At 53.7% G+C, this 24,911-nt stretch carries 16 protein-coding genes; 13 read left to right on the top strand and 3 right to left on the bottom strand.

Features of this window, described 5'->3' with window-relative positions:
- Positions 1-150: 150 nt before the first annotated feature.
- Complete coding sequence (greA, locus tag ACFOUO_RS08630) at positions 151-630, top strand: transcription elongation factor GreA (protein ID WP_380704226.1); 480 nt, start codon at positions 151-153, stop codon at positions 628-630.
- Positions 631-780: 150 nt separating this feature from the next.
- Positions 781-1,158 carry a hypothetical protein gene (locus ACFOUO_RS08625; protein ID WP_380704224.1) on the top strand — a complete coding sequence of 126 codons (378 nt, stop codon included), beginning with the start codon at positions 781-783 and terminating at the stop codon, positions 1,156-1,158.
- Between the two features lie 51 nt (positions 1,159-1,209).
- Here ACFOUO_RS08625 and ACFOUO_RS08620 read toward each other — a convergent pair whose 3' ends face one another.
- Positions 1,210-1,653, bottom strand: a complete 444-nt coding sequence (locus ACFOUO_RS08620; RefSeq protein ID WP_380704222.1) for a hypothetical protein — start codon at positions 1,651-1,653, stop codon at positions 1,210-1,212.
- A 124-nt stretch (positions 1,654-1,777) separates the two neighbouring features.
- Between ACFOUO_RS08620 and ACFOUO_RS08615 the strand changes: the two genes are divergently transcribed.
- From ACFOUO_RS08615 to ACFOUO_RS08605, 3 genes are all read left to right on the top strand, one after another.
- Positions 1,778-2,914 (top strand): metallophosphoesterase family protein, encoded by a 1,137-nt coding sequence (locus ACFOUO_RS08615; protein WP_380704220.1) that lies wholly within the window; start codon positions 1,778-1,780, stop codon positions 2,912-2,914.
- Positions 2,914-5,829, top strand: coding sequence for an AAA family ATPase (locus ACFOUO_RS08610; RefSeq protein ID WP_380704218.1), 2,916 nt, complete (start codon positions 2,914-2,916; stop codon positions 5,827-5,829). The genes ACFOUO_RS08615 and ACFOUO_RS08610 overlap by 1 nt, the downstream gene beginning before the upstream one ends.
- Positions 5,830-5,921: 92 nt before the next feature.
- Entirely contained in the window at positions 5,922-6,356 is a 435-nt protein-coding gene (locus ACFOUO_RS08605) for an NUDIX hydrolase (protein ID WP_380704216.1), read from the top strand.
- 75 nt (positions 6,357-6,431) lie between these two features.
- Here ACFOUO_RS08605 and ACFOUO_RS08600 read toward each other — a convergent pair whose 3' ends face one another.
- Entirely contained in the window at positions 6,432-6,620 is a 189-nt protein-coding gene (locus ACFOUO_RS08600) for a hypothetical protein (RefSeq protein ID WP_380704214.1), read from the bottom strand.
- Between the two features lie 118 nt (positions 6,621-6,738).
- Between ACFOUO_RS08600 and ACFOUO_RS08595 the strand changes: the two genes are divergently transcribed.
- The 7 genes from ACFOUO_RS08595 (at position 6,739) to tkt (ending at position 21,095) form a co-directional block, all read left to right on the top strand.
- On the top strand, positions 6,739-9,999 hold the full coding sequence (locus ACFOUO_RS08595) for a PD-(D/E)XK nuclease family protein (RefSeq protein ID WP_380704212.1): 3,261 nt from the start codon (positions 6,739-6,741) through the stop codon (positions 9,997-9,999).
- Entirely contained in the window at positions 9,999-13,565 is a 3,567-nt protein-coding gene (locus ACFOUO_RS08590) for a UvrD-helicase domain-containing protein (protein WP_380704210.1), read from the top strand. Before ACFOUO_RS08595 ends, ACFOUO_RS08590 begins: the two co-directional genes overlap by 1 nt.
- Before the next feature lie 130 nt (positions 13,566-13,695).
- A complete protein-coding gene (locus ACFOUO_RS08585) occupies positions 13,696-15,762 on the top strand; it encodes a transglycosylase domain-containing protein (protein ID WP_380704208.1) in 2,067 nt (688 codons plus the stop codon).
- 73 nt (positions 15,763-15,835) lie between these two features.
- Positions 15,836-16,201, top strand: coding sequence for a hypothetical protein (locus tag ACFOUO_RS08580; protein ID WP_380704206.1), 366 nt, complete (start codon positions 15,836-15,838; stop codon positions 16,199-16,201).
- Between the two features lie 168 nt (positions 16,202-16,369).
- Positions 16,370-18,520: a RelA/SpoT family protein gene (locus ACFOUO_RS08575; RefSeq protein WP_380704204.1), complete on the top strand. Its 2,151-nt coding sequence runs from the start codon at positions 16,370-16,372 to the stop codon at positions 18,518-18,520.
- Between the two features lie 25 nt (positions 18,521-18,545).
- Positions 18,546-18,992: a D-aminoacyl-tRNA deacylase gene (gene dtd / locus ACFOUO_RS08570; RefSeq protein ID WP_380704202.1), complete on the top strand. Its 447-nt coding sequence runs from the start codon at positions 18,546-18,548 to the stop codon at positions 18,990-18,992.
- An 84-nt stretch (positions 18,993-19,076) separates the two neighbouring features.
- Positions 19,077-21,095, top strand: a complete 2,019-nt coding sequence (gene tkt, locus ACFOUO_RS08565) for a transketolase (RefSeq protein WP_380704200.1) — start codon at positions 19,077-19,079, stop codon at positions 21,093-21,095.
- 59 nt (positions 21,096-21,154) lie between these two features.
- On the opposite strand, the gene ACFOUO_RS08560 is transcribed toward tkt, so the two are convergent.
- Positions 21,155-22,510, bottom strand: coding sequence for a YjiH family protein (locus ACFOUO_RS08560; RefSeq protein ID WP_380704198.1), 1,356 nt, complete (start codon positions 22,508-22,510; stop codon positions 21,155-21,157).
- Positions 22,511-23,227: 717 nt separating this feature from the next.
- On the opposite strand from ACFOUO_RS08560, the gene ACFOUO_RS08555 reads away from it, so the two are divergent.
- Positions 23,228-24,763, top strand: coding sequence for a coproporphyrinogen III oxidase (locus ACFOUO_RS08555; protein ID WP_380704196.1), 1,536 nt, complete (start codon positions 23,228-23,230; stop codon positions 24,761-24,763).
- The last annotated feature ends 148 nt before the right edge of the window (positions 24,764-24,911 follow it).

Here is a 24,911-nt window from a genome sequence, read left to right as displayed (position 1 = left end):
GTCCGACAAGCTTGAATAAAATCAACCCAAGCGGGTGGTTTGTGATAATGGACCAATAAGCCGTAAAAACAGCATCATCTGTGAAAGGGCTTACATTCCAGAGGCTGCAACCAGATAGAATACGGTTTTTTTCTTCAAGGAGGAATCGGTATGGCACAACAAAAAAAAGAAGTGCTGCTGACGGAAGAAGGCTTGGCCAAGATAAAGGCCGAGTTGGAAACCTACAGAACGAAACGCCGTCAGGAGGTGGCGCAGCGTCTAAAGGAAGCGATCGCTCAGGGGGATCTGAGCGAAAACGCGGAATATGATGCGGCCAAAGAAGAACAAGCATTCGTTGAATCCCGGATTGTCACCTTGGAAAACATGATACGAAATGCCAAAATCATCAACCAAGATACCCAGAACAAACACTTTGTCAGCGTGGGCACCAAGGTAACCATTCAAGAGGTCCCCGACGGGGATCAGGAAACTTACACGATTGTGGGGAGCGCCGAATCCGATCCGATCTCCGGGAAGATTTCCAATGAGTCCCCCATCGGAGCAGAATTGATCGGCAAACGGGAGGGGGAGATTATCAAAGTACCTGCTCCCTCCGGCACCCTGGAATTTAAGATCGTTTCCATCAATTGAAACGCTATTGCGCTTCCTCCCGCCCACGATCCGGCGGGAGTTTCTTTACCCGAAAACCCATTCACTTTTGCCGCTGTCATTCTTCTTTTTGGGTGGCGGAATGCTGTGGCTGTGGTATTCTTGACGTGAACGCGTTAAGGGAGGGATTCCATGACAGCCCCGTTTACTCCCGCCGGCTTTTTGCTCGGTGGTTATGAAGTGGATGAACAGCAGCCGAATCCGTACTTCTCCTTGGATTTCCAGACGGAGACAGAAGCAGCGGAAGCGATCCGCTGGTTGGAGGAGTCAGAGGATATCGGGGTACGAATTGTCTCGGCACCCGGGGAAGACCTTTTTTTAACAGTGACCGACCATCGGGGGCCAGTGGCAACAGGCGAAGGATGGAAGGATGAGATGTGGCGGATTTTCGATGAATACAGGAGGCAGGGGGAGGATGTCCTGCTTTTGGTTTCTGTTGCCGGAGAGCTCCTCAAGCATCCAGTTCTCCGGCTTTCGGGGGAGCGGGTGACAGTAAACGTGTCGGACTGATCGCTTTTTAGCGGCATGATAAAAGGCCCTTGCGTACAAGAGCCTTTTCGATCACGTGCCGGCTTTCACCCGGTCGAGCATAGGAGCGATAGGGTGATTGCTCCGGTATTCCACCCATTGATTTTGCCCGTTTTTGATTAACAGCCGGGGAGGAGTCCATGCTTTGGCCGGACGAGTAAGGATTAATTCCCGTACGGGGTGGCCCACAGGGGTAGCCATCAAGACGACCGGTTTGGGAAAACGAAACAGCACATATTGATCAGGAAGCATCTGGGAACGCATACCGGCCATTTGGTTGATATCGCCCAGGATCTGTTCCAACTCGGCCTGGGTCGCTTGATCGACGGGAAAAGGGGTTTTTTTTAGGTGTTGGATCTGGTATCCTTTCACCTCTGCGATTCTGGCAGGCGGATTGGCTTCCGCCGGGATGGCAGACAGGAGTACCGTTCCAGATAAAAAGATAACGAACAGGGAGAACCAAAGACGTTGATGCATGGAAACCTCTCCTTATTATCGGTTTCCTTTCTAGTGTTGGGAACCGGGCAAAAAACCATACCTTCCTCTTGTTCAAAGGAAGGGGATGGCCGGAACTTCGTGCGCACAGAAGGTGGTACGTGACATGAAACCCGTAACGTTTATACATACAGCTGACCTCCACCTGGATCTACCTGTCCGGGGCTGGAAAGGAAGCGAGGAACAGTTGCTCACCCGCCGGGACGACTATCGTCGTACATTCCGGCGCATCGTCGACTTAGCCGGGTCGCGCGAAGCGGATTTCCTCCTGATTGCAGGGGATTTCCTGGAACATGAGACGGTTCGCCGATCGACGGTGGAGTGGGTGATTGACACCCTGGAGCGGATCCCGTCCACTCAGGTGCTGATCGCTCCGGGCAACCACGATCCCCTTCAGGAGAATTCGTTTTACCGTACAGTACAATGGCCGGAGAACGTCCATATCTTTTCTGGAGAATGGGAAGAGCGTTATTATCCCGAATTCGGCCTCAGAGTCTTTGGCCGGGGCTTCACGCAATATGAAGAAAGAGAGGTCTCTCTGCCCCATCCGTCTGGAGCACCGGATGAACGCCGCATGATGTTGGTTCACGGTACCTTTAACTCCCGGAGCGAGAACTGTCCCTACTACCCCCTTACGGAAGAGAGCCTCGCGCCCTTGGAGATGGATTACATTGCTCTGGGGCATATCCATCGGCCATCCAGCCACTATTTAAAGAACCAACGAAAAACTTGTGTTCGATATCCCGGTTCCCCCGAAGCATTACAGTGGAAGGAGACCGGGGAGCGAACCGTGACTTTGGGCCGTTTTGACGAGCAAGGTCTGCAATTGGAAATGGTGTCGATACAGAGCCGCTGTTATGAAAAGGATGAAATCGACTTAACCGGATGTGGAACGGAAGAGGAAGTCCTGAATCGGATCTTGGACCGGTATCCAGCAGGAGATGCGAGGAAAGCCTGCCGTAAGGTTCTTCTGAAAGGCCGGCGGCCCTCTGATCTCCCTATTTCACCGGAGTGGCTCACTCTTCACCTCAGTAAGGAGAACTTTTTCTACGTGGACATTGTTGACCAGACGGTTCCTGATTATCAAGTGGATCAACTAGCGGCGACGGAGGGACTCACCGGCAGCTTTGTACGTCGGATGCAGAGGCGTTTGGAGGAGGCATCACCTGAGGGGCGTGATGTCTTGGAACGCGCGCTTTCCAAAGGATTGGACGCCCTCTTGACTCCGGGGGTGAACCGTTGATGAAGATCGATCGTGTCTATTTCCGCGGGTTTGGTCGTTGGGCGGATCGGGAGTTTCTTTTTCAAGATGGTATCAACCTGGTGGAGGCCCCCAATGAAGCGGGTAAGTCCACGCTGATCCAGGGGATAACAGCCCTGCTCTATGGAGCAAAAAAAGAAGGGGTGTCCCGGCGACAGCGGGAGGACTGGTATGATGATTACCAACCATGGGACCGCTCTGAATACGGAGGAGAGGTCGATTTTACTCTTGATGGAAGGGAATACCGGTTGATACGAAGCCTGCGGTGGGATGAGGATCGGGAACAATTGGTGGACAAAAAAACCGGTCGCGACCTGACGGAGGAATTCGGGATGGATCGCAGAAAAGACCGTTGTTTCCTGGAGGAGTTGACCGGGTTATCCAGCAGTCTGTTCACCCGAGTCGCTCACCTTAGCTCCCGTTCTTTCGCCGGGGACCATCAGGTGGTGGAGCGAGTGCGCCAGATTATCACCCAGGGGGAGGAAAAGGACCTGAAGCCGGTTCTCGAACAGCTGGAGCAAGAGATTCAGCGAATCGGTAAAACGACTCAATCTCGCGGTAAGCCTTTCGGTGCCGCTCATAGCCGGGCGAGAGAACTGGAAGAAGAAGTGGAAGAGCTGCGCGACGTCTACCAAAATCTGCGGGGGGAACAGGCTCGCCTAGCCCACTTGAAAGAAGAACGAGTCCGTCTTGACCGGGATCGGGAAGATATACGAGGACAGGTTGCCCAAATCGCAAAGGAGGTCCAGCAGGCCGAACGAAGGGAAACCCTCCGAGAACAAGAGAAAAACCTTCGTTTTCGGCTGTCCCGTTGGGAGAGTGTTGCCTCTAAGTTGAGACAACTGGAAGGGGAGCGCCGAGAGGTGTTACCCCCCCGCCTTCTTTCCGAGGAGGAAGCCGATGAATTGCGGCAATTGATCCATAAGCATGAATCGCCGGCGGCCCGGATCGGGGAAATTAGAGAGCGGTTGGAAAGCCTGGAGAAAGAGACCCGGGAGCTGGAAGAAGAGAAAAGGCCGCTCCTTGAGATCGACGAAGCGCTTCTTCAACGCCATCTGCATCGATTGGATGAAGCGTCCCGCCTGGAGGAGAAATTGCAACCCCCTGATGGCAAAGGAACCATGGATGACCGGCTCAAAGGGATCCAGTTGGAAAAAGACTATAACCAGCTGGTGGAGCTCCAGGAACGGGAGGAACGATGCCGTCGGAAGAGAGGGGACCTGGAGGATGCCGCGGGCCAATTGACTCGGCGCCTCGATCTCCTGGATCGGGAAAAATTTCTCACCCAGGTGGTGAAATCTCAGATCCCACCGGGGAAATCAAGTTCCAAGTGGCTCTGGATGGGTGGGATCGGACTGCTCCTCTCGCTTTTTGCCTTCCAAAACGCCCCGGGGATCGGTGTTCTTCTTCTCTTGGGAAGCGGAGTGGTTCTCTACCGTTATAATCGCTTGCGGATCGTTGACCGGCAGGTGAAACAGAATTGGGAGGCGCAACGACAGGGCCTGCTACGAGATCGTGAGCAAGCCCGACGGGAACGGAAAGAAGCGGAAGAAAACGGGGAACCTCTCGATCCGGAACGTTTGCGCTCCCGCCTCTCCGAGGAGAAAAACGCTCTGAAGGCTACCTATAACGAACTGGCAGTGGTTATGCAGGAGCAGGAAGCGATCCTGGATCGGTGGCATGTTCCCTCGGCGGCAGAGCTTTACCGGCTGGTGGAAAGTCAGCGCCAGAGAATTCAAGAGAGGGAAGCCAACAGGAAACTGGACCAACAGAATCGGGAAAGACTGGCGGAAATCAGCCGGGATGTTCAGGCTTGGGCGACGGAAGCAGAACTGAAAGACCGCCTTGGACCCTATGATGCGAAAGGGTGGCATGAGACCTTATCCGCAGTCGCCGATGAGGCGCGGAAGGCTCGAGAAGTATTACAGCGTCTGAAGCTGGAAACGACCTCTCTCACCCGAGACCGAGACCGTCTTCAAGAGCTTCTCGAACGTACCGAAAAAGGGATGGCTAAATGGACAGAAGAACTAGGGACTTCGGATACCCAGCTGTGGACCGACTGGATTCTGGCCAGTGATCACGTTCGACGTCTGGATGAACAAATCAGAGAATTGTCCAGGGAGAAGGAAGAGATTACCCGTACCATGCAGACAGAGAATTGGGAGCAAAGGCTAGAGGAAACCGAAAGGGAATTAGCTTCCCTCAATGTCTTCCCGGCGGAGGAAACTTCTCTGGAGGAATTGAAGCAACGTCTGAAGGAACAAGAGCACGCTCTCGAAAAGATGGAGGCTGTCTGCAGGCAAAAAGAAGTGGAGGTACTAAAGCTCGAAGAAAGACTTTCCACCCAATTCGACCGACTGCCATCATTGGCAGATCGGGAGACGTTGCTAGAAGAGGCGGCGGACCGGCTACGAGAGTTGGAAAAAGAACGGACCGCCCTTGAAACGGCCCGAGACGTGCTCCTGGAAGCAGCACGGGAGGTGCAGGAAGATATCGCCCCCAAACTTCGCCCCCATGCTTCACGCTGGATTCAGGAAGTTACCTCCGGACGCTATGAAGACCTCTTGATCGATCCCACCGATGGCTTACGTATGAGTGTATTCGTACCTGAAACCGGTGAACGGCAGCCGGTGGAACGCCTATCACGTGGGACCGTGGATCAGATGTATTTCGCCATGAGGCTGGCTCTTATCCGCTTTTTCTCAGAAAACACCACACCCTTGCCGTTGATTTTGGATGACAGTCTGGTTCATTTCGACGGGGAACGGCTGAGGGAAGCCCTTCGGATCCTGAGTAGACTTTCCACAGAGCACCAGGTCATCCTTTGCACCTGTCAGCCGAGAGAAGGCGACATGCTGGAAAAGCTGGGGATCTCTTTTACCCGGCATATGCTTTAATGATGGAGCCCGGTATTATCCTTTAAAATCCGCCCCATCACTCTCAGTGAAACTGTGTAAACCGGGACGACCAGAAAAAGGGAGGAACCGGGATGTTTCCGCAACATTATGTAGCGGCGATGGGAGTGGTATTGGACGGAAAAGGCCGTGTGCTGATGATCCGACGTGCCGACAACGGACGGTGGGAACCGCCGGGAGGCGTGGTGGAACTGGCTGAGGGCCTACAAGAAGCTGTCGTTCGGGAAGTAAAGGAAGAAAGCGGGGTTGACGCCGAAGTAACCCGGATGACCGGGATTTACAAAACCGTGGGGAAAAAGGGATTTCACGTGGTGAGCTTGGTCTTCCTTTGCCGGGCTACCGGCGGGACACCGGGGCCATCGAATGAAGCGACGGAAGTGGCCTTCTTGGCTCCAGGGGAAGCACTGGCCAAAGTGACTTGGGAATGGATGCGCGTTCGTCTGACAGACGCATTGGCTGGGCGCCGGGAGCCCTATGTGCGCAATTTTTTCGCGCAGCGCAAACCGTAGGAGACGAAAAAACCGGCGCACAAAGGTCGTGCCGGTTTTTTCGTCTTTTTTACTTAGTTAGGTTTGGTTGGCTTCTCATGTCCGCCTGGAGGGTTGCTTTTTTTTATCACGGTTTGTCTGTTCCGGGACATCCCCATCAGGGGTTGGCCCCAATGTCTCCTGAATGGCATCTGTGACCTGAGTTCCCGGTTCATCTTCTCCGACAAAAGAGGTGAGGTTTTTTGGTTCCATCCTGGGTTTCATTTGTGGGTCTTTCGGCTTCATGGCTGTCCCTCCCCCGGGCTGGTAGCCCGTGTATCGTTATGGTCAGCATTCCACCGCGGGCACAGCGGTATCATCGTTATCATTGCCGCTTTATTCCAAGAGAGAAGAGGTGATCATCATGTCAGGGTGGGTGATAGTTCATCCGCCAGAGCAAGCGGTACGGGGAATCGCCCTTTCCAGTGTTGATCCTCGGGATTCCTGTCGGACGGTCTGCCTGGTTCCTGGAGCCCAATCGATCAAAGAATACCGTCGAATCCTCCATCATGCCGGCCTGGATGAAACAGGGTTTTTTTTTCAAACCTTCGATTCATTTGTACGAGGGCTCTTACCCCCCGACCCCCTGCGCCTCATGACACCTGTGGAGCAGGAGTGGCTGGTTCGCCAGGCGACAGCTGAGGCTCTCGGAGAAGAGGGGGGCTATTTCGGTAACATGAAGGAACGGTATAGCTGGTTGAAAACCGTGGAGGCCCGGATCGGCGAATTGAAGCGGGCAGGGGTTCGGCCCACCCGGCTTTCCTCCCTGTGGGCAGATAAGGGGGAAGGGCTCGAGGAATTTTCCCGTATTTTTCATGCTTATGGCCGACTGTTAAAGGAAAATCGACTGCTCGACCATGAAGAAGCCTATTTCCTGGCGATGGAGGCGATCCGGAAAGGGAAGGCCAAACTGCCCGCCCGGGTAGTTGCTGAACACTTTCCTGACCTTTCCTTTCTGCAAGAACAGCTTTTGGTGCAATTGGTGACAGCGGGAGTGCCGGTCACCTTCCATCTAGCCTGGGATGAGTCACGCCCTCGCTTGTTCCGTGAGACGGCCCGGTTATCGGAACGCCTTATAGAACGGGGATTTGGGTTCCGGAAGGTCGAACCGATCCCAGATCGTTCCTCCGCAGGAGGGAATGTGTTTCTCCATCTGACTAGAGAAGTTTTCTCCCTCTCTCCCCGTCCAGCCGATGCGGAGAATCAGGTGGAAGTATTGGCTGCGCCAGGGGTTTCCATGGAGGCGGCGCTGACGGTAGCTCGACTGAAACGGTGGCTGGAGGAGAGTGAAGCCCCCCTCTCCGAAGCAGTCTTAATCACCAACCAACCGGAAGTGTACCACCCTTTCTTATTTCGGGAACTGGAGGAAGCGGGGATCCCTTGTAGCAGGCCTCACACCCGGCCCCTAAAGGAACATCCCCTCTTGCAGGCGATTCTAACTGCTTTATTCCTAGCTGAAGGAAGGGAAGATTTGCGTCCCGTTTTATTGGAGAACCCAGTTCTCCCCTGGACGAAGGGAATGGAAAGGGGGGTAAGTTGGCCGAAGATCTGGCATCGGTTGGGTGCACCCAGGGAGGCGAAAACTCTAACGGATCGGCTGGAAAATTTGTCGGAAGAGGAAATGAAAGCGGAGGGGACGGACCGAGAAACTCTCATGCAGTTAGTCGAACTGTTCCATTGGGTGGAAGAAATTCCCGAGCGGCAGCCCTGGATGAACTGGGTCGCCTGGTTTGAAAGCTGGGTCGATCATTTGGACGACTCCGCATTGAGGGTGGCGATGGCCAGGGATCGAGAGCTCCTGCCCTTGGCAGTGGAAGAGTGGAAAGCTTGGGAGGAACTAAAATCGATTCTCGCCGAGTGGCGGGAGATTTTTGGACAGGCAGATCTCGGTCGGCAAATGTGTGATCGGGCTTCCTTTGCAACTGCACTGGAGGAGGCAGCGAATCGAAAGCAGGTGGAACGGAAGCCGGGGAGAAGGGGCGGGGTCCGTTTGCTAGAGCCCAACCAGGTACGGGGGGATCGGTATGGAGCGGTGTTTCTTCTCGGATGTGTGGAAGGAGAGTGGCCCCGTTCTATTCCAGAGGATTGGCTTGTATCCGATCAGGAGAGGGAGAGACTCCGGAGCGAGGGGGTTCGGTTGGCGCTTTCTGCGGAACAACGAGAACACCAGGTGTTTCCCTTCTTTCAATGTGTTTGTGCGGCAAAGGAGAAGCTCGTTCTCTCGTATCCAGCCATGGACGAGGAAGGACGCCGTCAACTGCCTTCCCCCTATCTGGAAGAAGTGCAGCGGGTGTTTCGGAAAGGAAGTGTTCAGGACTATAAGCCTTCGATAGCTGATACCCTTCCGCTTCCATGGGAAGGGTGTACATCTCTTTCCAAAGGAATGGAGCGAGTGGTATCCGTTCTGGGAAAGGCAAAATCGGAGAGTGTCGAGGAAGAGGTGTTGACCTCCGCGCTACCTCTGTTGGGGGATGTCCGAGAGAAAGATCCCGTCTTCCTCCGGGACTTAGGACAAAAAATAAGGGTGGAACGGACCCGCTGGGGAAGCGGCTGGTCTTCCTTTGACGGTGTACTAACTCCTAGCTTGCCCAAAGAGTTCGCCGTTTCTTTAACGGAACGGACCTGGAGCGCTACTCAGCTCAACGAATTGGCCCGCTGTCGCTTTCACTTCTTCGCCGGTCGACTGTTAAAGGTACTTCCCCAGGAGGATGCAGTGGAAGGTTTTTCTGCACCGGAGAGGGGAGAGCTCATGCATCGGATCCTATGCCGCTTCTGGGATCGATACCGAGATTCTCCTCTGACGTCCTTTCCACGGGAAGAAGTGGAGGAACACTTGCTGGCAACGGCGGAGACCATTTTCGATGAATTTGCACGAGCCGCTGAAGGGAGGGACCCCTTTTCTGTGAGGATCGAAGAAAACCGGCTCAAGGGAAGACTCCTCTCCATATTGGAGCACGAGTACAGCTGGCGGGGGAAAGAAGAATCATCCGATTTTCGCCCGCGTTACCTGGAGTTGGTTTTCGGAATGGGGCGGGATGAATCCCTCGTCGACCGGCGGGAGATTGATCCCTCCACCCGGGAACACCCGGCGGAGCTTACCTTCGCTGAAGGCCGCCGAATCCGCCTCAGAGGAAAGGTGGACCGCTTGGATACGGATGAAGAGGGGTTTTATGTCCTGTACGATTACAAATCCGGCAGTGCCCCAGATCGGGCGGAAGTTAAGGCTGGTGCCCATTTGCAGCTTCCTCTTTATCTATGGGTTTTACAGGAGGAGTTCGGCCTTGATCCGGACAAGGCCGTTGGAGCCGCCTTTTACACTGCCGGTTCGCGGCGGGTGGGCCAGGGGCCGACGAACAATCGGAACGAGGGACTGTGGCGAAGGGAAGAAGCCCAGCGCGCGGGGATCAGCAAGCGGATCTCCGGGCTTCTCGATGAAGAGAATTGGGACAGGGTGCTGGGAGAGATTCGTCACCAGGTGACGGAGCAGTTGGAACGGGCGACGGTAGGGGATTTTGCCGTAGATCCTACTTGGGACTGCCCTGTTTACTGCCCTCATCGAGGCGTGTGTCGCATCGATACCCGGCGGGTGGCCCGAAAGAAGGGAATGGACAGGAGGGACGGATGATGGCTCGTTTTCACTTGACGGCGGAACAGCGGGAAGCCATTGATTCCCTAGATCAGGATTGCATCGTGACGGCTGGAGCAGGCTCTGGAAAGACGCGAGTCCTGGTGGAGCGTTTTCTGTCCATCCTGGAACGGCATCTGGATGAACCGGACCCTTTGGATAACGTGGTCGCCATCACGTTTACGGAAAAAGCGGCGACAGAGATGAAAGAGCGGGTTCGCAATGGGGCGGCAGAGCGGATGGAACAAGCTCAGCAAGACGGTCGGATCAAGGAGAGTGAAGGCTGGTACCGGATGGTATCGGGGATGGACCGGGCGCGGATTTCCACGATCCACTCTTTTTGTGCGAGACTGTTGCGGGATTTTCCCGTGGAAGCGAATGTTGATCCTGACTTCCGAATCCTCGACGATCCCCAATCGGACCGGTTACTTAACGAGGCGGTGCATCGGGTATTGCCCGCCGTGGTGCCGACGGGAAGAACCAACGGGGAGCTCCCTTCTCCCCTGGAACGAGTGGTCACCTTGTGGGGCGTTCAGGGAAGCATTCACCGTCTTACCCTACTCTATCGAGAAATGACTACATACGGATGGGAGCCTGCCGACCTTGATCTCAGGACCCGAAAACATCTTCAGGAGACGGGAAGGAGGCTGATACGAAAAGAAGCGGAACTGTTACGACAGGTCGTGGATGCCGGGGATAAAATCCTTTCGCTGTCGGGCGGGAAGCGTTGTACCCGTTTCCAGGAAGAGTGGCCGCGACTCAAGGAAGCACTCGAGGAAGCACGGAATGCGGCGGACCGGATCGGCCCGTTAACGGAGGTAAAAAAGCTGACTGGTGGAAACTGGGGACGAAAAGAAGAGATCCTACAGCCGCGGGATCGATTGAAATCCCTCTGCGAAGAATGTCTCGCTGCTGCCGGTGGGAATGCCTGGCTGCCTGAGGAGAAAATCGTCCTACAGGAGCTGCTTACCGCTGTTGAGGAGATCCATCGCGGTTATCTCTGTCTGAAGGCGGAAGCAGGAGGGTTGGATTTCGACGAGCTTCAGGTCCGAGCGGTCCGGTTGTTACGGGACCATCCGGCGGTCGTCCGCCGTGTCCGGGAGCGCGTCCGTTACCTGATGGTGGACGAATACCAGGATACGAACGAAGCCCAAAAGATGTTGACTGATCTCCTTTGTCCCGGCCCCCACGGAGAACATGTGCCGGGGAAGCTTTTTGTGGTCGGTGATCCGAAACAGTCCATCTATCGTTTTCGCGGGGCCGATGTCTCTGTCTTTCGGCGAACGCGAGAGGAGATATTGGCGGAAGGTGGAAAGGAAGTGTCGCTTTTGGATAACTTCCGTTCTGAAGGTTCCCTCGTCAACTTTGTCAATGTTCTCTTCAGTGGTCTGATGTCCAACGATCCCAGGGATGATAACCACTATCGAGCAGCAGGCGCCAACCGGCAAGCCGAAGGGGATACTCGAGTGGAGATGCTTACCCTGCCTCCTTCGGCGGAAGAGGGAAAGGGGGAGCATCGAGAGCTGGAAACGGCGGCCATCGCTCGCCGTATCCGGCAGCTGGTCGACGAGGGAATCCCTCCAGGGGACGTGGCGGTGCTGTTTCAAGCCATGACTCATGTGAAAATATTGGAGGAGGCTTTGATAGCTCAGGGGGTTCCGTGTTATGTCGTAAAGGGGAGCGGATTTTTCGAACGGCAGGAAATTACGGATGTTCTCCACTTGTTACGGCTGCTGGCTGACCCTTCGGACCGGTTGGCCTTGACGGGTCTTCTGCGCTCTCCTTTTTGTGCCGTTTCAGATGAGACCCTTCTTCGGATCTGCTCGAAGCAAGGATGGGAGCGTGAACTCTCTGCCTGGGCAGAGACGGAGGGACTTGCACCAGAAGAGCAAGAAAAATTGTTGCGCTTCGCCGCTTACCTCTCCCGTTGGCGCTATCTTCAAGGGCGGATTACCGTAGCGGAACTTCTGGAGCGGGCTCTGGAGGAATCAGCTTACCGTCATGTTGTATGGGCACTCCCACAGGGAGAACAAGCAAGGGCTAACCTGGACAAATTTCTTCGTCTCACTCGCACCTGGCAGACAGATGCTCCCTATTCCGTGCACACCGTACTCCAAAATGTCAACCTCCTGATTCAACGCCAAGCCAGGGAGACGGAAGCGGCGGTGGAAGCAGAAGAAGGGAATAGTGTAAAATTGATGACCATTCACCAGGCTAAAGGGCTGGAGTTTCCCGTGGTCATCGTTCCCGATCTCTCCCGCCGGCCCCCGCGGGAGATGCCGGATCTGCGGGTAGACCGGGAGAGCGGCTTGGTCATCCGTCTGGCGGATCTACGGCTGGATCGGGTGGAGACGTACCGTTGGCGGGAAGTGAAAGAAAAAGAAGAGAGGTTCGACCGAGAAGAATCGGTTCGTCATTTTTATGTTGCGATCACCCGGGCGGAAGACCGAATCATTTTGAGCGGTCTTCCGCAAAAACACCGAGGCGTAGAGAAAGGGGAGGGAATCCTTTCCGCCGACACTTGGAGCAAATGGTTGGATGCCCTCCTAGGCTATGACCGAATCGATTGGGAAAAAGGGACCTGGGGCTTTCCGAATGAGGGTCCCTGTATTCAGGTGGAAGCCTTTAGCGAAGCGGAGGTTACCGAGGAAGATGTTGTCCCTTCCTTGTTGGATCAAGGTTGGCTGGAGAAGCCGGTAGATGAGGGAGGCTCCTCACTTCCCAGCCTGACGATCGCCGCTCCCAGAGGTTGGACTGAGGCGGATAATCAGGAAGTCAGTGTCACAGATTTGACCCTTTTATCCAACTGTCCTCGTAAATTTTATTACACTTATCATCTGGGGCTTTCGCCGCTGGAAGAGGAAAAGGTACTCCCAACAGAAGCTGTAGGAAAGCAGGGGGAAGAAACAGGTGCTTATCGGCTGGATCCCCGGATGAAGGGGCAAATCGTCCATAAGTTGTTGGAAGTGATCCCATCCGTACCTCCTGCTCCGGAAGAACTGGACCTTCTCTGCCGGGAAGCACTCGATCAGTGGGGAGTGGCAGCGAGCCAGCGACAGAAAGCACTCGCGGAGTTGCTGCCGATGGTGGAAACCTACTTGAGTAGCCGCTTTTACCGGGAGTTGCCCCGTCTGACCGGTTTAAAACAGGAAGCTCGCTTTATTGGGCGTACCCAAGGGCTGGAGATTGAAGGGATTATCGATCGGCTCCACTGTACATCGGAGGGGGAATGGGAGCTGATTGATTACAAAACCAACGATGTGGATGCCAATAGTGTGGCAAGCATGGCAGCGGAGTATCTTCCTCAGTTGCGTTTGTACGCCTTGGCGGCCCAAGAAGAATGGGGAATCCGGGTTGACAGGGCGATCCTCTATTTTTTAAAGCCAGATCAAGTGGTCTCCCATGAAGTTACATCGGAATGGCTAAGGGAAGCCGAAGCGACACTGGACGAGTTAGCCTGTCTCCTGAAGCAGGGAAGTACCATAGAAGATTTCTTTCCCCGTCCGGGAAAGCGCTGTGGTTATTGCGGATACCGGAGGATCTGTGAAGCGGGGTTTCGGGTCTAACCCTCCGGATCGCCGACGGTTGGCAAGTGGGTGTGGTATGATGAAAAAATAGCTATCCCCTTTGATTTTTTTGTTTGACGGTGCGACTTGGGGAAGAGCCGATAGAGAAAAGAAGAAGGAGAGCATGAAGATGGGAGTGGAAGCGGGCAAGACGGGGAAAAAGTTGGCCGTCTGGTGGGCCAAGGGATGGGTGAGGAAGACGGTTTGGACGCTGACAGCTCTTTTCGCTGTTTTTTTCCTTACCTTCAATATCCTGATTCAAATCCAGGATGTAAGTGCTCTTGACCGGGCGGTTCCCCAGCCAACTCTGATTTATGATCGGGAAGGCCGGATAGCCAGTAAAATCTCTGCCTCCAAAGTAGAAGGTCTCCGGTTGCAGGAAGTTCCCCTTCACATGATCCAGGCGGTGATTTCGGTCGAGGATCAGCGTTTCTATCGTCACTCCGGGGTGGATTATGTCGGAACCACACGTGCGGCCCTGTCTAATCTGTGGGCGGGGGGGACGGTTCAGGGCGGCAGTACCCTTACTCAGCAATTGGCTAAAAACGTATTTCTTACCCACGAACGTACCTACAAACGGAAGGTAAAGGAAGTTCTTCTCGCCAAAAAAATCGAACGCACTTATTCCAAAGATGAAATTATGGAGATGTATCTCAACACGGTCTACTTCGGTGAGGGAGCGTGGGGGCTGAAAAAGGCAGCCCGCACCTACTTTGGTAAAGAGGTGAAAGACCTTACCCCCGGTGAATCGGCCATGTTGGCCGGGTTGATCAAGGCCCCGTCTTCTCTGTCGCCGGTGAAACACTTTAACCGGGCGATGGAAAGGCAGAGTATCGTGCTAAAACTGATGAAAGAACAGGGGTTTCTCTCCGATGAAGAGGTTGAGAAAGCCAAAAAGGAAAATATCGTCCTGGAAGGACAGGAAACCGATGAATACCGGGGGCGGTATCCTTCTTACGTCGACGCTATCATCCAAGAGGCGATTCAGCGTTACGGCCTGACAGAGAAGGAAGTGTTAAACGGAGGACTCCGCATCTATACGGAATTGGATCCAACGATGCAACGGGCGGCGGAAACGGTTTACCGAAAGGATGCCCTGTTTCCCGACGGCGGAGGAGAGCGAAAGGTACAGAGTGGATCTGTGCTGATCGATCCAAAAACCGGCGGATTACGCGCGCTTGTCGGAGGGCGAGGGGAGCATGTTTTTCGCGGGTTCAATCATGCCACCCAACTGAAGCGGCAACCGGGTTCCTCCATGAAACCCTTGTCCGTCTACGCCCCAGCGATCGCCAGCGGGTACGGGATCGATACACACCTACAAGACAAACCGACCCAGTTTAACGGGGGTTACGCCCCGAAGAATTACGATGGAAACTATCGGGGTGAAGTAACCATGTATGAGGCCCTGATCGAATCCAAGAATGTCCCAGCCGTCTGGCTTCTGGAACAGATCGGAGTGGAAAAAGGATACCGGTTCGCCAAAGCTGCCGGTATTCCGTTGACGGATGAAGACCATCGCCTCAGTCTAGCCCTGGGTGGCCTTACGGAGGGAACCAGCCCCCTTGCCATGGCCCAGGCTTACTCTGCTTTTCCCAATGACGGGCTGATGGTGGATGCTCATGCTATCCGCAAGGTGGAAAATGTGGACGGTGAGCCGGTAGCCCATTGGTATAAAAAGACGACCCGGCTGATGAAACCAAAAACGGCGCAGCATATCACTTATCTATTGCAGGGAGCTGTTCGGGAAGGGACAGGGAAAAACGCCGCCATCCCCGGTCGGCCCACTGCCGGCAAGACAGGAACTACCCAACTCCCCGACTCCGATCGGAAGGGTTCCAAGGATCATTGGTTTGTCGGCTATACCCCGGAACTGGTCGGAGCGGTCTGGATCGGTTACGATAAAACCGATGCCCAGCATTTCCTTACTTCCTCCAGCGGTCAGACCGCCGCACGGGTCTTCAGGCAGATGATGGCCGGGGCCCTGGCGGGAAAGCCGGTTCACAACTTCAACCTTTCCACGGTGAAATGGAAGACGCCTCCCCGGGTACATCGGGAGGAAAAGCCGAAAAAAGAGCAAAAAAACCTTCGGAAAAAATTGGAGAAAGAGTGGAAGAAGAGAAAGAAACATTGGGAGAAACAATGGAAAAAGCAGAAAAAGGAATGGGAAAAGAGATGGAAGAAATGGGGAGAAGGATAAAAGGGTAGGATACAGCTTTTTCCCTGGATTTTAGGTACCTGTCTTGGTTACGATAAAAAAGGAGAGACGATCATTGCTTGATGATTTTTTTACTCAGCTAGTTGGTGCGTTTGCCCGCCTAGTTACCGCAGGATTTCTTATTTGGATGGCTTTTGTTGTGCTGTTGTTCTTCAAAGAATTATTTACTCCCGGTGATGTACGGGTCAAGGAGTATCTATACAGGGTTTGGCGTATGCTGTTGTTTTCTTTTGAAATAACCGCTTACGGCGGCGTCCTTGTGGCGTTGTTTTTCCTGATAAAGGGCGGGGAAGAGGAAGGCTGGGGCCTCCTATATGGTCTCATGCTAACGATGGCGATCCTGGCTTCCTGGCTGTTCATTCGGCTGCGTATCCGGACCGTTAGTCTCCGTCGAAAAAAAAACGATTCAAGGGATTATTGAAAACATCCCTCTGCAAGTGGATTTTGACTTGCAGAGGGATGTTTTTCATGGTCTAGTCCGCTAGGTGAGTCGGCCAATCTCTCTCACCTATTTCCTCTTTACTTTGACGGGCTATTTCGAGATAATATAAGGAAAAAGTTTTTCAAATCTCTCTTAGGTGAGTGAATCATGCCGATTGAGGAATTGCTTGAAAAAGCGGGTCGCTACCTGAAAAAAGAAGAATTGGAGCAGGTGGAGAGAGCATACCTGTTCGCTGAGGAGGCCCACGAAGGGCAGACCCGTAAATCGGGGGAGAAGTATATCCTTCACCCGGTAGCGGTGGCTGGTATCCTCGCTGACCTTCAGATGGATGCTACCACCCTGACCGCCGCGATCCTTCACGATGTCGTCGAAGACACTGGAGTCACCTTGGATATGCTGGAAGCGGAATTCGGTGAAACCGTGGCCCAGATCGTGGATGGTTTGACGAAATTGAAAAAACGGATGAAATATAAATCCAACGCCGAACATCAAGCGGAGAACCATCGCAAGATGTTCGTCGCCATGGCCCAGGACATCCGGGTCATCCTTATCAAATTGGCAGACCGTCTACACAATATGCGGACGCTTAAGTTCTTGCCTGAGGAGAAACGGCGCCGGATCGCCAAAGAAACCTTAGAGATTTTTGCACCGCTCGCCCATCGGCTCGGGATTTCGACCATCAAATGGGAACTAGAAGATATCGCCCTTCGCAACATGAATCCCCAGCAATACTATCGGATTGTTAACCTGATGAAGAAGAAACGGGCGGAAAGGGAACAATATCTGCATCAGGTGACCGATACTCTCCGAGAGAGATTGGAATCGATGAATCTGGCGGCTGATATTTCCGGCCGCCCGAAACATATCTACAGTATTTATCGAAAAATGGTCAAGCAACATAAGCAGTTTAATGAGATTTACGACTTGTTGGCAGTGCGAGTGATCGTTGATTCGATCCGGGACTGCTATGCGGTGTTGGGGATCATTCATACCATTTGGAAGCCTATGCCTGGTCGCTTTAAAGATTACATCGCTATGCCGAAGACCAATATGTACCAGTCGCTTCATACGACTGTCATCGGCCCTAAGGGTGAACCGATTGAAGTGCAGATCCGGACAAAGGAGATGCACAAGATTGCCGAGTATGGAATCGCCGCTCACTGGGCCTATAAGGAAGGGCCCCCCTCCGATGGGGCTTCTTTCAATGACAAACTGAAGTTTTTCCGCGAAATCCTGGAGTTGCAACAGGATGCCCACGATGCTCAGGAATTCGTGGAGAATTTAAAGATGGACTGGTTTTCCGATGCGGTCTTCGTCTTTACCCCGAAAGGGGATGTTTTGGAGTTGCCGGCGGGTTCTGTGCCTTTGGATTTTGCTTACCGCATCCATACGGAAGTGGGGAACCGCTGCATCGGGGCCAAGGTAAACAACAAAATCGTCCCTCTGGACCACCAATTGAAGACCGGGGATATTGTGGAAATTCTCACTTCCAAGCACAGCTATGGACCGAGTCGCGACTGGCTGAAGATCGTCCAATCTTCCCAAGCTCGCAGCAAGATTCGTAACTGGTTTAAGAAAGAGCGCCGGGAGGAGAGTGTCGCCAAAGGGCAGGAAATGATCGAATCTGCTCTGAAAAAGCAGGATTATGATAGTTCCCAGATCCTCAATAGCGATCGGGTGAAGGAAGTGGCAAGCAAGTTTAACTTTCCCGATGAAACGGATATGTACGCCGCCGTGGGTTATGGCGGTATCTCCACCGCCCAGGTTGTCAACCGATTGACGGAGGGACTTCGACCGGAAGAGGAGAAACCGCTCGTTCTGCCTGACGTGAAGTCGATGCCGGCTCCGCGCCGGACCGGATATGGTGTTCAGGTCAAAGGCGTGGACAACCTGCTAGTCCGCCTTTCCCGTTGTTGTAATCCAGTCCCGGGGGATGAGATTAAGGGTTTCGTCACGCAGGGTCGTGGGGTATCGGTACACCGTTCAGATTGCCCCAACCTGAACGGTGTCGTAAAGGAGCGGATGGTCCCCGTCGAGTGGGAAGGGGTTCCGGATCAATCCTATAACGTGGATATCGAAATTTCCGGTCTGGACCGAAGCGGCCTCTTGAATGAGGTACTTCAGGTGGTAGCCGCTACAAAAGTGGAGATTTCTGCAGTCAGCGGCAGGGCGGACCGTCGAGGCTTGGCCAGGATCGATATGAGTATTTCGATCCGGAACATCAGCCATTTGCAGTCCGTTGTGGATAAAATCAAGAGTGTACGAGACATCTATAGTGTCCGGCGCATTATGCAATAAGCGTCGATCGCTGAGGGGGAAAACTGTGCGTATCGTACTTCAGCGGGCCAAAAACGCCCGTGTCACCGTGGATGGTCGAAGTGTCGGCGAAATCGCCCACGGCCTGGTCTGCCTCGTAGGCTTCACCGAAGGTGACGGGGAGCTAGAGATTCGCTGGATGGCAGATAAGCTGATTCATCTTCGAATCTTCGAAGATGAGGAGGGCAGGATGAACCGTTCTCTTCTGGAAACGGGAGGGGCCATCCTCTCTGTTTCCCAGTTCACCTTGTATGGAGACTGCCGGAAAGGGCGCCGTCCCAATTTCATGGCAGCAGCTGAACCAGGGATTGCGAAAGATCTGTATCATCGGTTCAACGAGGAATTGAGATGCCGAGGAGTACCTGTTGAGACAGGCATTTTCGGGGCGATGATGGAAGTGAGTCTCACCAATGACGGTCCCGTCACCCTGACCCTGGAAAGCAAAGAGGGATAGGAAAAAAGGTTTCTCATTGTGGCTATGTTATAATCGCGACGTGTCTAAAAAACGTATGCATTTGGAACAAGGAGGACTTGTCAGATGTCTAATCACAGCCAACCTATCGATCAACTGGCAGTTAACACGATCCGAATGTTATCCATCGATGCGGTGGAGAAGGCCAAATCCGGCCACCCCGGAATGCCGATGGGGGCAGCACCGATGGCGTACGCCTTATGGGCCCGATTCATGAAGCACAACCCGACTAACCCGGATTGGTTCGACCGCGACCGCTTCATCTTATCTGCTGGTCATGGCTCTGCTTTGCTGTATAGCCTGTTGCATTTGTTTGGCTACGGTCTTTCCATGGAGGAGTTGAAAAACTTCCGCCAGTGGGGAAGCAAGACGCCGGGACACCCGGAGGCTAATCACGGCACCCCCGGTGTGGAGGCGACCACCGGCCCCCTGGGACAGGGAATCTCCAACGCCGTAGGGATGGCGATGGCGGAAGCTCACTTGGCGGCCCGTTTCAATCGGGACGGATTCCCGGTTATCGACCATTACACCTACACGATTTGTTCCGATGGAGATCTGATGGAAGGGGTCTCCGCCGAAGCTGCCTCTTTGGCGGGTCACCTCCAATTGGGGAAACTGATCGCCCTCTATGATTCGAACGATATCTCCCTGGACGGTCAGCTGGCGGAAGCCTTCACCGAGGATGTGCAGAAACGCTTCGAGTCCTACGGTTGGGAAGTGATCCGTGTCGAGGACGGCAATAACCTGGAAGCAATCCAGGGAGCCATCCAGAAAGCCCGGGCGGAGACGACCAAGCCCACGCTGATCGAAGTAAAAACCGTTATCGGATACGGCAGCCCCAATCTAGCCGGGACTCACAAGATTCACGGAGCTCCCTTTGGGCCTGAGGAGCGGGAAGAAGTGCGAAGGGCTTATGGTTGGGAAGGGGAAGAAGCTTTCCATGTACCCCAGGAAGCCCGAGAGCACTTCAACCGGTTCAAGGAAGAAGGCGATCGTGCGGAAAAAGAATGGAACGCTCTTTTCGAAGGATACAAAAAGGAGCATCCAGAACTGGCCCGTCAACTTGAAGAAGCTATTTCTGGAAAGCTCCCGAAGGACTGGGATGAAAAACTGCCCGCTTATCGAGCAGGAGATAAAGCGATCGCTACCCGAGCCGCTTCCGGTGAGGCTCTGAATGCTCTAGCAGAAAAAGTGCCTGCTTTGTTCGGCGGCTCCGCCGATCTAGCCTCCTCCAACAAGACGAATCTGAACGGGGAAGAGGTTTTCCACGCGGAGAATTATGCCGGGCGCAACGTCTGGTTCGGAGTGAGGGAACACGCGATGGGTGCTGCTCTTAATGGGCTAATGCTCCATGGTGGGGTACGTGCCTTCGGCGCCACCTTCCTCGTCTTCTCCGACTATCTGCGCCCCGCGGTCCGTCTAGCCGCGTTGAGCAAGCTTCCGGTGCTGTATGTCTTCACCCATGACAGCATTTCCGTCGGTGAAGACGGCCCTACTCACGAACCCGTGGAACAGGTGCCCGCCCTGCGTCTGATACCCAACCTGAAGGTGTTCCGCCCCGGTGACGCCAATGAGACGGTCGCCGCTTACCGATTCGCCATGAATCATAACGAGGGGCCTGTGGCGCTTGCTCTCTCCCGTCAGAATCTGCCCATCTTAGAGGGAACGGCAGAGCAAATCAAAGAAGGTGCTCAGAAAGGCGGTTATATCCTCGCTGATGCCGACGGGGGCAATCCAGATGTGATCCTGATCGCTACCGGTTCCGAGCTCAGTCTGGCGGTAGAAGCCAAGGGGAAACTGAAGGAACAGGGCGTAAATGCCCGGGTTGTCAGCATGCCTTGCCGTGAGCTCTTCTACGAACAGTCCGAAGTTTACCGGGAAACGGTTCTTCCCTCTTCCGTCGGTGCCCGTGTCGCCATCGAAGCGGCCCACCCCGCTGGTTGGGAGAAAGCCGTGGGAAGCGCAGGGACCATTATCGGGATCGATACGTTTGGCGCTTCTGCTCCTGGTGGCCTTGTGATGGAGAAATACGGCTTCCACGTGGAAAACGTCATTGAGAAGGTCAAGCAGGTTCTAAACAAATAACGCTTTCCGTAAACAAAAAGGCCCGTCTCCGAAAGGAAGACGGGCCTTTTTGTTATGCTCTAAAATATCAGGTGGGCCATGAGAGCAACGATCGGCAGGGAGATCAGCGTCCGCAGGAGGAAGATGAGAATCAGGTCTTTAAAGTTAACGGGAATCTTGGATCCCAATAGCAAACCGCCCACTTCAGACATATAGATCAGCTGGGTAACCGAAACACAGGCGATGACAAATCGAGTCATGTCGCTTTCAATTCCGCTCCCGATGATAGCGGGAAGGAACATGTCGGCAAAGCCAATCACCATGGTTTGGGCCGCCTCTGCCGCTTCTGGGATCTGCAGCAGGGACAAGAGGGGAATAAAGGGAGCTCCCAGCCAGCGGAAGAAAGGCGTATATTCCGCTACGATGAGGGCGACGGTTCCCAGCGCCATCACGACAGGAACCACACCCATCCACATATCCAGTACGTTTTGAAGGCCGCCTTTCAAAACACGAGTAAACCGGTTTCCTTTGGCCCGTCCGGCTGCCTGGATCATCCCCCAGCGGAAGGCGGACGTTCCTTCGGGAATCGTTTCGTCCGCTTTCGCTTCCGCCCCGGGATAGAAGCTGTTCGGTTTGCGGGAGAGGGGAGGGATCCGGGGCATGATCAAGGCGGCGGCCAAACCTGCCAGCACAATGGTGAGGTAGTAGGGGAGAAAGAGATGGCTTAAGTCCATCTCTTTCAGCACAACGATGGTAAAGGTAATCGATACAACGGAAAAGGTGGTACCGATCACGATCGCTTCCCGTTTGTTATAGAAGCCTTCTTCGTATTGTTTGCTGGTCAGGAGTACCCCGATGGTTCCGTCCCCCAACCAGGAAGCGATACAGTCGATGGAAGAACGTCCCGGCAGAGTGAAGACCGGGCGCATGATACGCGTCAATAGCGCTCCGCATAGTTCCAGCAACCCAAAATCCATCAACAAGGGCAAGAACAGACCCGCAAAAAGAAAAACGGAAAAAAGGACGGGAATTAGATCAAAAAGGAGAAGTTGGCCGGTATTTTCTGACCAGACCCACTCCGGTCCGACTTGAAAGAGCGTCATCACCGCGAAAATCAAGCCCAACACTCTCGTGACCAACCAGGCGGGGGACACATCGAAAAGCGCTTTGAAAAACGGGCTCTTCATAATGAAGGAGGGTTTTACCATTTTGGTCAGGAGGGAACCGAGTACCGTCAGCAGGATGATACCGGTCCCCACTGTCGGCAGAACATCGATAAATTGTTGTTCCACCCAATCCGCCAGTAAGGCGACGGGAATCGTTATATCCTTTTTATAAGGGATGGGAATCATGAACAAAAAGATACCGATGAGGGAAGGCAAGATAAATTTCAGGTAGTCTGCAGCAGAGAAAGAAGGAAGGTTCGGGTTTTTCATAGGCTCACCTCAAGATGTCTATTTCAAGGAAACGGTTTTTCATGCATAACAATGCAATTTTATAACTTTTGGCGGGAAAGGGCAATCAACACTTATTTCCTTCGATGATGCGTGCGCCTGGTTCTCCGGCTGAGTGGTTGGCATGCTCTTCTCCACGTTTCATTTGAAAGCGGTTACGATCCGGTCTGCCGGGAAGAAGAGGCAGATACAGGGGTTCAGGGGCGGCCGATTGACGGAGAACGCAAAAAAACAGGCCCTCCTTTCGCTATTTAGACGCATTGTTTTAGATTCGATATCGGCGGGGCTCGTTCCTTCTAGCAGATGAATTCATATATAACCCTATATTGGAAATGAAACCCGCGGAGCGTTGCTCAAGAGATTCGCTCCACTTCTAGTTCCCTTCTAGTCCCCAGATATCTTGGGCAGACTAGGGTTGTCCATGGATAGGGCTGGAACCCTGGAAGGGAAGTGTTTCCGATGCGACGATCGAAGCAGGTACGGGAAACGGCTGTCCGTATGGTTCTGCACGGCTGGGTAGACCATCGGGATTCGTTGAAAACGGAGGATTCGGTTTCAGTACAGGTCACTCCTTCATATTTCGGGCTCCCTCTCCGGAGAGGTGCTGAGCCGGGATCTCTCATTGATTTCCGGCGGCGGCTGAGCTAGACTGGGAGTGGATTACAAGCATGGGATGTGAGGGGGGACGCGGGCGCCAGGATGGTGCACCGCGGTTTACTGATGAGAAAGATCCAGGTGTCGGGAGTAGATCCGGCCTTTCATCGTGATATCGAACTGATCTCGGGGCTCTTTTTCCCAAAAATAAAAGTGTCCATAGAGCCACATCAGGCGGAGGCTACGGTCCACTTTACTGTACAGGAGGGGGAACGGGTTGGTGTACGGGTTACCCTGACCGACCCGGAACGCGATCAAACCTGGCACGCTACCCATGAAGATGCTCTCTATCGGGAGGGAGTACCCTCACAACGGCGGAAACAGGTGAAACGCGCTGTCAACCACGCGCTCCTCCAGGTGCTGGAGAAAGCGACGGGGGTTCGCCAGCCTTGGGGTATCCTGACTGGAGTTCGACCGACCAAGCTTTTACATGGGATGCTTTTGGAAGATGTTCCGCTGGTCGAAGCAAAACGGGTTCTGGAGCGGGATTATTCCCTAATGCCCTATAAGATCGACCTTTTAGAGGAGATTATTCGACGTCAGAAAATCGCTTTGCCGGATCTGTATACGTTAGATCAGGCGGTTAGTCTGTATATCGGGATACCTTTTTGCCCGACAAAATGTGCGTATTGTACATTTCCCGCCTATGCGATCCGGGGGAAAAACGGGTCTGTCGAGGAATTTTTGGCCGGTCTCCACGAAGAGATAGAGGCGGTCGGGGCCTGGCTGGATCGTCACAACCTGCCGGTTACAACGATCTATTTCGGAGGGGGGACACCCACTTCCATCACGGCTGAACAGCTGGAGGAACTGTTTATACGCATGAAGGCTGCTATTCCTTCGTACGATGGCGTGCGGGAATTGACTGTGGAGGCGGGTCGCCCCGACACTCTGGATAAGGAGAAGCTTGACCTTTTGAAGCGATGGAAGGTGGATCGGATCAGTATCAATCCCCAGAGTTTTGAGGAGGATACCCTGAAGCTGATTGGCCGTCACCATACCGTGGAAGAGACTTTGGGCAAGTACCGGCTTGCTCGGGAAATGGGGTTGCACAATATCAATATGGACCTGATTATCGGGCTGCCTAATGAGGGTTTGGATACTTTCCGCCAATCCTTGGCTGTCATGGAGGAATTACGTCCTGAGTCCCTCACGGTCCATACGCTTTCCTTTAAGCGGGGCTCCCATATGACCCGCAATCCTGACAAGTACCGGGTAGCAGATGGAGAGGAAATCGGTCGTATGGTCCAGGAAGCCAGAGAGTGGACTCAATCCATGGGGTATGTTCCTTACTACCTTTACCGGCAAAAAAATATCTTGGGCAATCAGGAAAACGTCGGTTATGCTTTTCCCGGTGAGGAAAGCTTATACAATATTATTATCATGGAAGAGAGACAGTCGATCATCGGATTGGGATGCGGGGCCGTCAGCAAGATTATTTCGCCGGGCACCGGGCGCATCAATCGCTGGCCCAACCCGAAAGAACCTCAAGCGTATATTGACACCTATCGGGAACAGACAGAGAAGAAGTTGGCTGCCTTCGATGAGGCTTACGGAGTTGGGACCCGAGGCCGGGTATAAAATTGCGATCGGGTTTGCCGGTTGCTTTTTTGTTGGTGTATAAGAGTAGGTTACCGGTTCAGCGCAAGCATGAAGAACCCGTGAAAAGGGTACGATGTAAGGGGTTGGAAAGAAGGAAGGGAACTATGGAAACAATAAGGGATAAATT

It is taken from the genome of Salinithrix halophila, assembly GCF_042650125.1.
GTDB lineage: Bacteria > Bacillota > Bacilli > Thermoactinomycetales > DSM-45169 > Salinithrix > Salinithrix halophila.
Note: the sequence above shows the minus strand (reverse complement) of the source record. Positions and strands in the feature narration are given on the sequence as shown.